The 14,014-nt window shown below is 65.1% G+C and carries 7 protein-coding genes and 2 pseudogenes; 5 read left to right on the plus strand and 4 right to left on the minus strand.

The features are described 5' to 3' along the window. The first annotated feature begins 50 nt into the window (after positions 1 to 50). The 3 genes and pseudogenes from serA to ACFLEY_RS07115 form a co-directional block, all read left to right on the plus strand. Positions 51 to 1,646: a phosphoglycerate dehydrogenase gene (serA, locus tag ACFLEY_RS07105; RefSeq protein WP_396604563.1), complete on the plus strand. Its 1,596-nt coding sequence runs from the start codon at positions 51 to 53 to the stop codon at positions 1,644 to 1,646. 248 nt (positions 1,647 to 1,894) lie between these two features. Next, on the plus strand, positions 1,895 to 3,067 hold the full coding sequence (locus ACFLEY_RS07110; RefSeq protein WP_011090135.1) for a thiolase family protein: 1,173 nt from the start codon (positions 1,895 to 1,897) through the stop codon (positions 3,065 to 3,067). A 274-nt stretch (positions 3,068 to 3,341) separates the two neighbouring features. Continuing rightward, positions 3,342 to 3,545, plus strand: a pseudogene (locus ACFLEY_RS07115) (FAD-dependent oxidoreductase); the annotation flags it as partial. A gap of 107 nt (positions 3,546 to 3,652) precedes the next feature. Here the strand turns inward: ACFLEY_RS07115 and tnpC are convergent. Beyond that, positions 3,653 to 5,197 carry an IS66 family transposase gene (gene tnpC / locus ACFLEY_RS07120; protein WP_224517700.1) on the minus strand — a complete coding sequence of 515 codons (1,545 nt, stop codon included), beginning with the start codon at positions 5,195 to 5,197 and terminating at the stop codon, positions 3,653 to 3,655. 568 nt (positions 5,198 to 5,765) lie between these two features. Between tnpC and ACFLEY_RS07125 the strand changes: the two genes are divergently transcribed. Beyond that, positions 5,766 to 7,853: a recombinase family protein gene (locus ACFLEY_RS07125; protein WP_049810452.1), complete on the plus strand. Its 2,088-nt coding sequence runs from the start codon at positions 5,766 to 5,768 to the stop codon at positions 7,851 to 7,853. Here ACFLEY_RS07125 and tnpB read toward each other — a convergent pair. Both tnpB and ACFLEY_RS07135 read right to left on the minus strand, forming a co-directional pair. Further along, a complete protein-coding gene (gene tnpB, locus ACFLEY_RS07130; protein WP_060909080.1) occupies positions 7,825 to 8,139 on the minus strand; it encodes an IS66 family insertion sequence element accessory protein TnpB in 315 nt (104 codons plus the stop codon). The two genes, ACFLEY_RS07125 and tnpB, sit on opposite strands and share 29 nt — an antisense overlap. Next, a complete protein-coding gene (locus ACFLEY_RS07135) occupies positions 8,136 to 8,534 on the minus strand; it encodes a transposase (protein ID WP_082757112.1) in 399 nt (132 codons plus the stop codon). Before ACFLEY_RS07135 ends, tnpB begins: the two co-directional genes overlap by 4 nt. Positions 8,535 to 8,612: 78 nt before the next feature. Here ACFLEY_RS07135 and ACFLEY_RS07140 point away from each other — a divergent pair. Beyond that, a pseudogene (locus ACFLEY_RS07140) lies at positions 8,613 to 9,995 on the plus strand (FAD-dependent monooxygenase); the annotation flags it as partial. A gap of 136 nt (positions 9,996 to 10,131) precedes the next feature. On the opposite strand, the gene ACFLEY_RS07145 reads toward ACFLEY_RS07140, so the two are convergent. Next, entirely contained in the window at positions 10,132 to 13,623 is a 3,492-nt protein-coding gene (locus tag ACFLEY_RS07145; protein ID WP_060910512.1) for a PAS domain S-box protein, read from the minus strand. Positions 13,624 to 14,014 lie beyond the last annotated feature (391 nt).

Raw genomic sequence — 14,014 nt, forward strand, 5'->3', positions numbered from 1 at the left:
CTGCTCCCGAAGGCCGCCCCTCTTTGCGAGGAAGGTAGAGGATCATTCCCATGACCAAACCCAAAGTTCTCATTTCCGACGCGCTCTCGCCCGCCGCCGTGCAGATCTTCAAGGATCGCGGCATCGAGGTCGACTTCCAGCCCAATCTCGGCAAGGACAAGGACAAGGACAAGCTCGCCGAGATCATCGGCAATTACGACGGCCTCGCGATCCGCTCCGCGACCAAGGCGACCGCCAAGATCCTCGAGAAGGCAACCAACCTCAAGGTGATCGGCCGCGCCGGCATCGGCGTCGACAACGTCGAGATCCCCGCCGCCACGGCCAAGGGCATCATCGTGATGAACACGCCGTTCGGCAATTCGATCACGACCGCCGAGCACGCCATCACCCTGATGCTCGCGCTCGCCCGCGAGATCCCGCAGGCCGACGCCTCGACCCAGGCCGGCAAGTGGGAGAAGAACCGCTTCATGGGCGTCGAGATCACCGGCAAGGTGTTAGGGGTGGTCGGCTGCGGCAATATCGGCTCGATCGTCGCGGACCGCGCGCTCGGCCTGCGCATGAAGGTGGTCGCGTTCGATCCGTTCCTGTCGCCGGAGCGCGCCAAGGACATCGGCGTCGAGAAGGTCGATCTCGACGACCTCCTCAAGCGCGCCGACTTCATCACGCTGCACACCCCGCTGACCGAGAAGACCAAGAACATCATCGATGCTGCCGCGATCGCCAAGATGAAGAAGGGCGTGCGCCTGATCAACTGCGCCCGCGGCGGTCTCGTCGACGAGCAGGCGGTGGTCGATGCGCTGAATTCCAAGCACATCGCGGGCGCCGCCTTCGACGTCTTCGTCGAAGAGCCCGCGAATACCAACGTGCTGTTCGGCCATCCCAACGTGATCTGCACGCCGCATCTCGGCGCCTCCACCACCGAAGCGCAGGAGAACGTCGCGCTCCAGGTCGCCGAGCAGATGTCGGACTATCTGCTCACCGGCGCCATCTCGAACGCGGTCAACTTTCCCTCGATCACGGCGGAAGAAGCGCCGAAGCTGAAGCCGTTCATCGCGCTCGCCGAGAAGCTCGGCTCATTCGCCGGCCAGCTCACCGAGAGCGGCATCCTCAAGGTCGAGATCACCTATGAGGGCCACGTCGCCGAGATGAAGATCAAGGCGATCACCTCCGCCGTGCTGTCGGGCCTGCTGCGGCCGATGCTGGGCGAGGTCAACGTGGTGTCCGCGCCCGTGGTCGCCAAGGAGCGTGGCATGGTGGTGGACGAGATCGTGCGCGCCGCCCAGAGCGACTATGAGAGCCTGATCACCGTCACGGTGGCGACGGAGCGCCAGGAGCGCTCGGTCTCCGGCACCGTGTATCATGACGGCAAGCCGCGCCTCGTCGACGTCAAGGGCATCCGCGTCGACGCCGAGTTCGGCAAGTCGATGATCTACGTGACCAACGAGGACAAGCCCGGCTTCATCGGCGCGTTCGCGAGCCTGCTTGGCGCCGCCAAGCTCAACATCGCGACCTTCCATCTCGGCCGCGTCAAGCTGGGCGGCGACGCCATCGCGCTGGTCGAGGTTGACGGCGCGGTGCCGGCCGAGGTGCTCGCCAAGGTGCAGGCGCTGCCGCAGGTCAAGCAGGCCAAGGCGCTGACGTTCTGACACTCCGTCATTCCGGGGCACGCGAAGAGTAAACTCCGGTGCGCAATTGCGCACCTGAGAATCTCGAGATTCCGGGTTCGGCTCTTCGAGCCGCCCCGGAATGACGCGTATCATATATTCCGACCCGCGGAACAACGCCGCCTCCCTCACCGGGGGCGGCGTTTTTATTTCTCCCGCAGCCTTCCAACTTTGTGTACCAATGGCGACCAGGACGCTCCGTTCAAAATCGTTCGACAAGGGAGAAAACAATGCGTGAAGCCGTCATCGTTTCCTATGCGCGCACGGGTCTTGCGAAATCCGGCCGCGGCGGGTTCAACATCACGCCGCCGATGTCGCTCGCGGCCCACGCCATCCGCCACGCGGTCGATCGCGCCGGCGTCGACAAGGACTATGTCGAGGACTGCTACCTCGGCAATTGCGCCCACGGCGCGCCGAACATCGGCCGCCAGGCCGCTCTGCTCGCCGGCCTGCCGAAGACCACCGCCGGCGTCTCGGTGAACCGCTTCTGCTCCTCAGGGCTCCAGACCATCGCGATGGCCGCCAACTCGATCCGCTCCGACGGCGCCGACTGCATCGTCGCCGGCGGCGTCGAGAGCATCTCGGTGCCCGGCGGTGGCACGCCGAAGGAATCGATCGATCCGGAACTGCTCAAGGTCGCGCCCGACATCTTCATGGCGATGATCGACACCGCCGACATCGTCGCCGAGCGCTACAAGCTCAGCCGCGAATACCAGGACGAGTTCTCGCTGGAATCGCAGCGCCGCATGGCCGCGGCCCAGCAGGCGAACAAGTTCAAGGACGAGATCGTCCCGATGAAGACGAAGATGAAGGTCGTCGACAAGCAGACCAAGGCCGAGAGCATCGTCGACTACGTCGTCGACCGTGACGAGTGCAACCGGCCCGAGACCACGCTGGAGGGCCTTGCCAAGCTCGAGCCGGTGAAGGGCCCCGGCAAGTTCGTCACCGCCGGCAATGCCAGCCAGCTCTCGGACGGCGCCGCCGCCGTCGTGCTGATGGAAGCCAAGGACGCCGAGAAGCGCGGCCTCAAGCCGCTCGGCCGCTTCGTCGCCTGGGCGACCGCTGGCTGCGAGCCCGACGAGATGGGCATCGGTCCGGTGTTCGCGATCCCGAAGCTGCTCAAGCGCACCGGCCTCAAGATCGACGACATCGATCTGTGGGAGCTCAACGAGGCCTTCGCCAGTCAGTGCCTGTATTGCCGCGATCAGCTCGGCATCGATCCCGCCAAGTACAACGTCAATGGCGGCTCGATCGCGATCGGCCATCCCTTCGGCATGACCGGCGCACGTCTCACCGGCCACCTGCTCCAGGAAGGCGCGCGCCGCAAGGCGAAGTGGGGCGTGGTGACGATGTGCATCGGCGGCGGCCAGGGCGGCGCCGGCCTGTTCGAGATCTACAGCTGAGATAAGCCACACGAATGTGAAAGGCACGGCGCCGCAAGCGCCGTGCCTTTTTCGTTGCAGATCGATCGTCACGAAACTATACGTCTTCTGTCGGAAAAGGCAGACTTGGTCTGGTAAGCCCAAGTCCTTTCGGTAACGAAAGCTCTGGTCTTTGGCCTTGTGCACGAGATCCCCGCGACGAACATCGGACGCCACCAAGGCGCCCAATCGTTCGTCCGTGTGATTCTCAAGCCCAGGGAACGCTCCGGTCGAACATCGACCACAGGAGCGTCTCATGCCCGATCAATCCTCGATTCCATACGATGTCGTCATTGCCGGTGCCGGTCCCGTCGGCCTGTTTCTCGCGTGCGAGTTGCGGCTCGCCGGTCTCCAGGTTCTGGTGCTGGAGCAATCGCAAGATTCGCATTCGGCCCTGAAGCAACTCCCGTTTGGCCTGCGCGGTCTTTCGATCTCCACACTCGAGGCCTTTCACCGTAAGCGACGTTCGCGTCCCATTCGCAAAGGTTTGGCGTGGGGATTGCAGTCTGTTGATCAACGTGTTTGCAAATCGTTGGCGGGGGGTATGGAGGCGGCAACGACGGAGAATTACGAGGTGCGGCCGAACGACCAGGGCAGGAGCTCGTCGATCCGGGACTGCGGGTGACCGGTTGCGATCGCTTTGAGCGTCGCTTTCATCCAGACGTAGGGCTCCACGCTGTTGATTTTGCAGGTGGCGATGAGCGAAGCTATGCGCGCCCATGAACGACCACCTTCGTCGTGACCAGCAAATAAACTATTTTTACGCGTCAGAGTCAGCGGCCTGATTTGATTTTCGACGGGATTGGTGTCCATCTCAACGCAACCATCGTCGAGAAACAAGGTGAGGCCATCCCAATGGTTCAGGAGATAGGCGATCGCCTTGCCCATCTCGCTGCCCGGCGACAGGCGAGCGGCTTGCTCGCGCAGAAACCTCTCGAGTTCAGCGACGAGCGGCCGTGATCGCTCGTTACGGGTCGTTTGCCGAGCCGGGGCGTCGGCGCCACGGATCTCCTTCTCGATCGCATAGAGTGCGGCGATGCGCGCGAGAACGGCTTCGGCGATGGGTGAGCCGGCTTTCGGAGTCGCTGCGATGATCTTGCGCCTTGAGTGGGACCAACATGCGGCCAGCCGCAGCGGCACGCCGCCTTTGCGCTTGGGCCGTGCGAGCCGATGATAGCCCTGGTATCCGTCGACCTGAAGGATGCCGTCGAAGCCCTCGAGGATGCGCTCAGCATGGTCACCACCGCGTCCTGGCGCGTAGTGGTAGACCACGATTGGTGGATCAGCGCCGCCGTGGCCGCGATCGTCGCGCAGGACAGCCCACAGATAGCCGGTCTTCGTTCGGCCCCGGCCCGGATCGAGCACAGGCGCCCTGGTCTCGTCTATGAACAAGCGGCCCGATTGCTTCATCACGACGCTCATGCGCTCGACCAGCGGCGCGAGGTGGAAGGCGACCGTTCCCATCCAGTCTGCCAGAACGGCGCGATCGATGAAGATGCCATGCCGAGCCAGAACCTGCGACTGACGATAGAGTGGCATGTGCTCGCTGAACTTGGCGACCGCCACCTGCGCCAGCAGCGCCTCGGTGGGGATGCCACCCTCCACGAGATGGGCGGGCGCCGGCGCCTGAGCAACACCGGTGCAGCCCTTTGCGCAGGCGTAGCGCGGTCGCACCGTCTCGATCACACGATACTGGGCGGCCATGACATCGAGACGGCGGGAGCGATCCTCGCCGATCTGGACCATCCGGCCGCAGCCGCAGGGACACTCGAGGTTCTCGGGTTCGATCACCTGCTCGATGCGCGGCAGGTGCGCGGGAAAGGCACGGGCAGCGCGCCTGGTCCGGCGGCTGGACGGCGCCGTGCCGGCGCGGCGCGCACGATCGTCCTGGCGTTCCTGGACTTCGGCGATGGCAATCTCGATGTCCTCGAGAACCAGTTGCATCTGATCGGGATTGAACTTTTCCGAGCGTTTACCGAAACGTGCGCGCTCGTACTCCTTCACGAGCAGTTCGAGGCGTTCGACGCTCTCTTTGGACGCAGCCAGTTCACTCTCGACATGAAGGCGCGCCGAGCATTCATCGTCTGCGCGACGACGCTCGGCTTCAATCATCGCTTCCTGCGCGCGGAAGAGCGCGCGCAAATCGGCGGGCAGCGCTGCAAGACGGGCGGGATCAATGGGGGACGGCGGCACATCCGCAAGCTATCATCCCAAAGCCCCGCGCGAAACAGGTTGTCGGGTCTGAGTCAGTTCGCCGCAGCTGGCGTCGCGACAATCCGTTCGCCCACTCGCTTCCAGTTCAGAGGAATGTCCCTGATAGTGAGTCTGACGAATCATTTCCGGAGGTGGTCGAGGTTCGGGACCCCCACCATCCTTTGTGGGGGCGCTCATATCGAGTGATTAGGAAGATCGGTCAGCGAGGCCGAGGCATTCCCGCTTCGTATGAAGTTGAGTATCGCGCAGGAAGCAGTCTTCTGATTCAAGCAACCGCAATCGAATATTATGAGCAAGAGGCAAATCAGATTAAGCTGAGTATGGAGGCTCTACTCGAGCTTTTATCGACAGCGGATTGTCCCGACGCACATGAGCATGGATCCAGCCGATCTTTGGTCGACGCTGACGCCCGCGCTCCGACGCCAGATCGTCGAAGACGTCGCCGCAATTTTGGCGGAGATCCCTCATGAAGTCCGAGCTGGTCACACCAAGCCACTTGGCGCGCAAAGCCGTAGTCTACATCCGGCAGTCGACGCCCCATCAGGTCGTAAGCAATCAGGAGAGCCTGCGCCTTCAATACGCGCTTCGCCAGCGCGCCCGCGAACTCGGATGGCGTGAGGCGGCCATCGACGTGATTGATGCCGATCTCGGGTTGAGCGGCGCGTCTATAGCACAGCGTAACGGCTTCAAGGAACTCGTTGGCCGTGTTGGCCTGAGTGAAGTGGGACTCATCCTGTCGATCGACGTGACCCGCTTGGCGCGTAATTGTACCGACTGGTATCCGCTCCTGGATATCTGTGGTCTACGTGGCTGCCTGATCGCCGACCGCGATGGTGTCTATGATCCGGGCACTCCCAACGGACGGTTGCTTCTCGGGCTGAAGGGTTCGATCTCCGAGCTTGAGCTACATACGATCCGCAGCCGGCTGACCGCCGGCCTGCTGGCCAAAGCCGAACGCGGCGAACTTGCGGTTATGCTGCCAATCGGGCTGATGCGGGACCCGAGCGGTGTGGTCGTTAAGGATCCCGACATGGCCGTGCAAGGGCGGCTCGGTCTCGTCTTCCAGTTATTCCTGCAGCTGCGCAGCGTTGCCAAGGTCATGCGAGCGTTGAACGAGCGTGACCTGGAACTGCCGCGTCGTGATCGATATGGCGATTTGTGCTGGACGCGCGCGACGCTGGCTGCCGTCGCGGCGATCTTGAAGAACCCCGCATACGCGGGCGCCTTTGTCTATGGACGAACCCGCTTCCGGCCGCCGAAGCGGGAGGGGGCCCTGCCACAAAAGGCTCCGCGGCCGATGGAGGAGTGGCGGATCGTCGTTAAAGATCGATATCCAGCCTATATCGACTGGCCAATTTATGAAAAAATCCGATCCGTCATCAGAGATAACCGAGCCGAATACATGCGCATCAAAACCCGCGGCGCGCCTCGCAATGGCGAGCTCCTGCTCCACGGCATTGCCTGGTGCGCACGATGTGGCCATAAGATGTACGTCCGCTACAAGGGCGGCGGCGAATATGTATGCAATCACCTGCGTACCCAGGAAGGTCAGCCAACCTGCCAACACATCCGCGCCGCCCATATCGATGCAGCCGTTGGCGACGCATTCCTAACCGCACTAGCGCCGGCCGAACTCGATGCCTTGTCGCGCTCCCGCCGGGTGCAGCAGCAGACGAACAATGCGCTACGCTCCAGTGCAGAACGAGAGCTCGAGCGCAAGCGATACACGGCGGCGCTCGCCGAACGGCAGTTCAACCGAGCTGATCCAGATAATCGGTTGGTCGCCTCGGAACTCGAGCGTCGATGGGAAGCGGCGCTAAACGACGTGCGCGCCGCCGAAGAGGCGCTTGCCCGACAGACGCCGCCCAAAGCCATCACACAAGTGGCCATAAGCAAGGAGCTCAACGACAAGGTCATCAGCCTCACCGGCCGCCTCCCGCAGATATGGGGTGACGAGACTATCTCGGATGCGCATCGCAAGGCGTTGTTGCGATGTCTCATCGAAAAGGTCGTTCTCGACCGCGGTGAGCGCGACTTGGCCCTGGCTAGGATCGTCTGGCGGGGAGGCGCCGTGACGGAGCTCGAAGTGAAGATGAGCGTCAACTCCGTCACCAGATTGACGCGAGGCACAGAGATGCGGGAACGCCTTCTGACGCTCGCTCGCGACGGCGTCCCAGACGACAAGATCGCCACAATCCTTACTCGGGAAGGTCACCGCTCTCCCCGTTGCGCCGATAAGGTGCTGCCTATCACCGTTGGGCGGCTCCGTCGTGCCGCCGCCATCAAGGTAACTGCCCAGCGCAGCCGATGGGAGCATGACGACTCATACCTCAGCCCGCCCGAACTGGCCCGAAGGCTCGAGATTCCAGTAAACTGGCTCTATGTTCAGATCCGAACCAAGCGTTTGCTAATTGATCGCCAGCCCAGCGGCGCCTATCTCTTCCCGAATACACCATCCGTTCTTCACGCCATCGGAGACCTTCGAAACCACGTCATCGCGCAACTTGATCTAAGAATCTGTCAGCCTAACAAGGAGGGGCATCAACATGGGTAGCTTCGAACTGCACGCGCGTCAGATGCATGACGCCGTCGCTGATCTGCGGCCACTCGAAACGACCATCGCGGCCAAGGCGCTTGTAGACCAAAACGAGGCCCGTGCCGTCCCATAGCAAAATCTTCAGCCGGTCGGCGCGCTTCGAACGAAAAACCACGATCAGGCCCGAATGCGGATCGAGCCCAAGCGTGTTTTGCACAAGACCGGCCAGCGCGTCGTGCCCGCACCGGAAGTCAACAGGACGCACAGCAAGCACAATCCGCAGTCCCTGCGCCGGAATGATCATGCGCCGCGCTCGATCGCAGTCACGATCTCCGCGATCCGCACCGCCGACACGTCCGCATCCAGGCGGACCGAAACCTTGCCAATCGTAATCTCGACGGGCCCCTCGCTCTTGCCTGACGCCACTGGATCGCTCAGCTCGATCGACACGAAATCCGCCGCGTCGTCCGTGACCAATGCGAGCCGGCCAGCACGCGCCAATCTGCGCCACGTCGTCAACTGCTGGGCCTTCACACCATAACGCCGTGCGACATCACATACCCGGGCGTCGGGCTTCATGCTCTCGAAAACAGCGCGCCCCTTGATCTCCGCAGACCATAACCGGCCTCCAGAACGCGTCCGGCGCGTAAGCTTCCCCACAAAGCCAGCAGCTTCGGCTTCCTCCCCCGATTGTTCCATCGCCTTCAGTCTCCTCTCGGCTCTCTGACAAGCCAAGGATCGCAGAGCGAAAGCCGAAGCGAAACCAGTCAATCAAATGGGAGAAAAGCTCCGCTTACCTTTCACCGGCGTGGCCTGCTGGATGTGATCGTGGCCGCACAGCAGCTTGCCTCAGGCGCGATCAAGCGTGCAGCCCACTGGATGCAGCAGACGCGACGGCCCGCGGGTCATTTCGCCGGCATCCAGTTCTATCAGGACAACATCGATGCCGCGAAGTGGTCCTGGCGTCTGCCAACGTCGGCCGACGCCAACCTCGCCGTCGATATGGAAACGCTCGAATCCGTTCAGGCTGCGCGGGCACGCAGCCTGGGCGTCGAGATCCGGCGCGGTTTTGCCGTGAATGCCATTGTCGCCTCGAGCGAAGACGTGACAGTGCAGGCGGCCGGCGAGACCTTCCGGGCACGATGGCTTGTCGGATGCGACGGCGGCCGCAGCACGGTACGCAAGATCGGTGGCTTCGACTTCGTCGGCACCGACCCCGAGTTCACGGGCTATTCCATCGACGTCGAGCTGGCCGATCCGGACAAGCTTCGCCAGGGCCGCAACTACACGCCCGCCGGTATGTATACCTATGCGCAGCCCGGGACGATCGCGATGGTCGATTTCGACGGCGGAGCTTTCCACCGGACCGAGCCGATCACGCGCGAGCATGTGCAGGGCGTCCTGCGTCGCGTCTCCTGCACCGACGTCACCGTCACGGCGCTTCGGCTCGCCGCCACCTGGACGGATCGAGCCCATCAGGCAACCACGTATCGCAGAGGGCGGGTGCTCCTGGCGGGCGACGCTGCCCACATCCATTCGCCGCTGGGCGGCCAGGGCCTCAATCTCGGTCTCGGCGATGCGATGAACCTGGGCTGGAAACTGGCGGCCACGATCCGCAGGCAAGCACCGGCCGATCTCCTCGACAGCTATTCGCGCGAGCGGCATCCTGTGGGCGCGCAAATCCTCGACTGGTCGCGCGCGCAGGTCGCGATCATGCGGCCGACGCCGAGCACCCGCGCGCTTCAAGCCATCATTCGCGATCTCATCGGGACGCGGGACGGTACGACCTATTTCGCCGAGCGCGTGCGCGGCATCTCGCTCCGCTACGATCTCGGTGGCAGCCATCCGCTTGTCGGCCGGAGTGCTCCCGATTTCGAATTAGCTGACGGGACGACGGTCGGAGAACGTCTCAGGACGGCGAAAGGGATATTGCTGGACTTCGGCTCCCGTGCGTCGCTTCGGATGCTTGCAAGCCGCTGGGGCGACCGGATCACATATGTCGCCGATGACGCGAAGGACCGGCTGGGCCTGAGTGCAGCGTTGGTGCGCCCCGACGGCTTCGTCGCGTGGGCCTGCGACGGTACGCCCGACGATGAGGAGGTTGCTCAGGCCGCGTCGCGATGGTTCGGCCAATCCATGGAGGCGCGAGGATTTCCCTGAGTGCCGCGCAGCGCCACCGTGCGCGCGGCGTGAGCCTTCGCGCTTGGTTCGATCGGTCGAACCGCGGGCTCGCGCCACCTCCCCGCTGGGGAGAGGTGGTTCTCGCCCAGTCGACCAGGTTTGATTTCGCCGAGCCTCACGCCCTTGCCAGCGCGGGCGCGAACACCACTTCGATCAGCGTGCCGTGGCCTGCGCTCTTGATGTTGAACCGGGCGCGGTTGGCTTCGACCAGCGCCTTGGTCAGCGACAGGCTCAGCGCGGAGTTGTCCTCGGCATCTCCCGGCGGCGGGGTGCGGAACGGCTCCATCGCGGCCGCGACCTCGCGCTCGCTAAGGCCGTGGCCGGTGTCGCGGATGCGAAGCGCGACCTCGCCGCGATCGTTGAGCGCGGTCGAGACGATGACCTGGCCGCCGGCGCTGGCGAGCCGGATCGAGTTCGAGATCAGGTTCATGGTGATCTGCCGCATCGCGCGCGCGTCCACGCTCACCTGCGGCAGCGCATGGCCGAGCGAGGTGCGGATGATGATGCGCTCGCGGTTGGCCTGCGGCTGCATCACCACGACGCAGGCCTCGACGAGGTCGTTGAGGTTGAGGTTGGCGAAGTTGAGGTCGAGCTTGCCGGTCTCGATCCGCGACAGCTCCAGCAAATCGTCGATGATCGCGATGACGCGCTCGCCGGAGGCGCGGATGTCCTTCATGTATTCGCCGTAGCGCTCGTTGCCGAGCGTGCCGAAGCGTTCGGAGATCATCACCTCGGCAAAGCCGATGATGGCGTTGAGCGGCGTGCGGATCTCGTGGCTGATCCGCGCCAGCATGTCGGCCTTGGCATTGGCCGCGCCGTCGACGAGACGGCGGGCCTGCGTCAGCTCGCTCTCGCCCTTCTTGCTCTGGGAGAGGTCGCGGAACACGGCGAAGAAGTTCGGGCCGTCGGGCCTTGTGCGGCCCATGATCATGGCGAGCGGGATGACGCCGCCCTTCTTCTCGCGCCCCAGCACCTCGCGGCCGTGGTCGAGCAGGCTCGAAATGTCCTGGCTCTTCAGGCTTTCGAGATAGTCGGCGACGATCTGCTGGCTCTCCGGCGCGAACAGCGACACCAGGTTCTGCTCGAGCAGCGCTTCGCCGTCGTAGCCGAACAGCGCTTCGGCGCTGCGGTTGCAGACGAGGATGTTGCCTTCGGCATCGAACATCACGATGCCCTCGGCCGTGGTGTCGAGGATCGCGGCGAGATCCTCGGCGTCGGCATCGCCGGCCTGGGACTCGAGCTCGGACGCGTAGGGGAAGGACTCCGCGACAAGTGGCTCGGTGACGACTGGCTCGGCGACAACGGACGGCGCAACGACAGGCTCGGCAACGGCGGGCGCAGCAACGATAGGCGCAGCAGTCGGCAGCGCGCAGACCAGCGCATGCGCGCTCTCGCCGTCCCAGTCGATCGTGTGCAGATGCGCCTCGGTGGTCGGAAGCGGCTCTTCGCCGTTGGGAAGCGTCGCGCTGATCGTAACCGGCGTGCCGCCTTGCGAGGTGCTGCTGGCGGGCGATACGCCCGGCTCGACATAGAGCGCATCGAGGCCGCCGGCATTCTCCAGCGCGCTCACGCTGGCATGGCCCATGCGCGCGAGGAACGCCGGGTTGGCGTAGAGCAGGCGGTCGAGCCGATAGATCAGGATGCCCGTCGGCAAGAGGTCGAGCAGCGCGCGGTCGCGCATGCTGTGGCCGCGCGCCGGCGGCGCGGGCTCGGTCAGCCATTCGGCCGCGTGCGGCGTCTCGATCGGCGGTTCGGGCGTGCTCTCCGCCGGCGGTTCGGACGCGCCGGCGGCGATCGTCTCACGCTCGCGCTCGAGGCGTTCGGACAATTGCCGAGCGAGCTCGTTGAACGCGCTGTTCTCGATCGGCGTCAGCGTCGGCGATCTCTGATCACCAGTTGATCTGGTATCGCCGGGCGGGCGGAACGGCACGACGTTGGGAGGCGTTTCCACTGGCGTTTCCGGATCGGTTGGATGTGAATTCGCGTCGAGGGCGGGGTCGGGCAGTTCAGGTTCGGGTGTAGGCTCGGGCTCAGGTGCGGGCGGCTCGGCCGGCGGAGGCGCCGCCTTTGCCACGGGCTCGGGCTCCGGATCGGGCTCGGCGATGTCGGCGGATAGGCCGTGCTGCGCCGGCGGTTCGGCGAGCAGCTCGAAGCGCCGGAGCGCATCGAGCCGATTGAGGCCGTCGAGATCGCGGCAGACGCCAAAGCCCTTGAAGCCGGCGAAATTGCGCGCGTGGTCGTAGACCGGCAGGCCTGCGAGCTCGACCGGCAGATGCTCGCCGCCGTCGGCCGGCCAGTTCACAGTGATCCCGGCCCAGGTGTCGTGGCTCGCCAGCGCCTGCGCCACGCGCCCCTCCGGGTCGAGCGAGAATTCCTCGGCGATCTCGCGCCAGGGGCGGCCGAAGCCGGCGGCCGTGTGCGCGCCCATCAGGCGGATAAACTCGCAGGACGCCAGCACAAAGCGGCCCTCTGCATCCATCTGCCAGAGGAAGCGCAGCGGATGCTGATGCGGCGCGGGCGTCTCCGTGGGACCCGACGGCGGCTCGACCATGCCGGTAGTGATCGGGGCGGCCTGCGGCGACACAATGGCTGAGGAATGGTTTTCAACCGGAGTTTTCGGCGCGTCAGCCGGCTCTTCAGCCGATTCCTGGGCCGTCTCTTCAACCGTCTCGGCGACGGCTTCTTCGACAGTCTCCTGGACCGTTGCGATCTCCGGCGCCGCCTCGCTCACCGGCGGCTCGGACGCGATCGTCCCGGTAGGCGCGGGCGTTTCGGCCGGCTCGGCGAAGGCGTCGAACAGCGCGATAGCGGCCGGCGCCTCGTTCGACGGCGGCGCCTCGTTCGGCGCCTCGGCGGCTTGCGGCGTGGATTGAGCCGGCGCCGCGGGCGTGACGTCAGGCGTGCTCGCGGGCGCGGACGCGGCCGGCGCGGCATCGCTCGCCGCTGCCGCCTGCGCGGCGGCCGGCTCGATCAGCGCGACCAGGCCGATATCGGCACCGAGGCCGACCCGTTGCAGCACCATCTGGCCGATGCCGATCGGCGTCTCGGCGCGGCCGCTGCGAAGCGCATCGCTGCGGGCCTGCTCGAGCCCGGCTTCGCCGAGATCGCGGAAGCCGAGCAGGGCGCGGGCGGCTTCGCTGGCGCCGACGAACATTCCGTCGGGCGCGAACGCCGCCATCGGCATTTTGGCGCCCGCGACGAGGCGATGCAGGCGCTCGACCAGCGGCATGGTGCGCACCGAAGGGTCCATCGCGGTGACGAGCACGGCCTGGCCGCCATCGGCGAAGGTCAGCCGCGTGCAGGCGCAGGTCATCAGCGTTCCGAGCCGGGCGCCGAAGCCGCGCAGCCGTTCGAGCCGCACCGTGCCGCTCGCCGGCAGCTGCCGGGCGAGCCGGGCGACCTGGCGGCGATGGCTGTCGGCCGGGCCGAACGTCTTTTCCGCCAGCACTGCGGCATGCGCCGCGCCGAAGAATTTTGCGCCGACCGGATTGGCCCACAGCACGCGCGTGCCGTCGACCGACCAGAGCCACGCGGGCAGCGGGGATGTCGCATGCACGGCCAGCCGGGGATCGCCCACGCCTCGCAACTGGAAATCCGAATGACTCATCCAACCGGCTTTAAGTCTCGCTGTCACGCCTCTGGCCCTAGGGCTGCCGGGAATGACAGCCTTAAGAAAGGGTTAGTATCGCGCGCGGGCGCGGGCAGGTCCACGGCCCCAGCCTATGGGGGAAGCCCTAAAGCCGCGATAACCTTAATCCGGCCGCCCCCGCAAGCCGCGCGGCCGCTGCATCCGCAGGATTCGCGCGCCGCGGGCCCGGTAGACTAGCGCGGCATCACAGCTGCCCATCCTCCCCTGGAGGGGGAGGATGGGTTCGCTTGGCGCGAAGCGGCATGCGAACCCAGGTGGGGTGACAGTCTCTCCGCATTTCGCACTGCCCGAGTGGAGAGATCACCCCACCCCGCCCGCGCTGCGCGCGATCGACCCACGAGCGAGCTAC

This window comes from Bradyrhizobium sp. YCK136, from assembly GCF_044570075.1.
Taxonomy (GTDB): domain Bacteria; phylum Pseudomonadota; class Alphaproteobacteria; order Rhizobiales; family Xanthobacteraceae; genus Bradyrhizobium; species Bradyrhizobium diazoefficiens.

Excerpts from the sequence above, each read along its gene's own strand:
- serA (WP_396604563.1), top strand. The coding sequence starts at position 51 with ATGACCAAACCCAAAGTTCTCATTTCCGACGCGCTCTCGCCCGCCGCC.
- ACFLEY_RS07110 (WP_011090135.1), top strand. The coding sequence starts at position 1,895 with ATGCGTGAAGCCGTCATCGTTTCCTATGCGCGCACGGGTCTTGCGAAA.
- tnpC (WP_224517700.1), bottom strand. The coding sequence starts at position 5,197 with ATGATTGAAGCCGAGCGTCGTCGCGCAGACGATGAATGCTCGGCGCGC.
- ACFLEY_RS07125 (WP_049810452.1), top strand. The coding sequence starts at position 5,766 with ATGAAGTCCGAGCTGGTCACACCAAGCCACTTGGCGCGCAAAGCCGTA.
- tnpB (WP_060909080.1), bottom strand. The coding sequence starts at position 8,139 with ATGATCATTCCGGCGCAGGGACTGCGGATTGTGCTTGCTGTGCGTCCT.
- ACFLEY_RS07135 (WP_082757112.1), bottom strand. The coding sequence starts at position 8,534 with ATGGAACAATCGGGGGAGGAAGCCGAAGCTGCTGGCTTTGTGGGGAAG.
- ACFLEY_RS07145 (WP_060910512.1), bottom strand. The coding sequence starts at position 13,623 with ATGAGTCATTCGGATTTCCAGTTGCGAGGCGTGGGCGATCCCCGGCTG.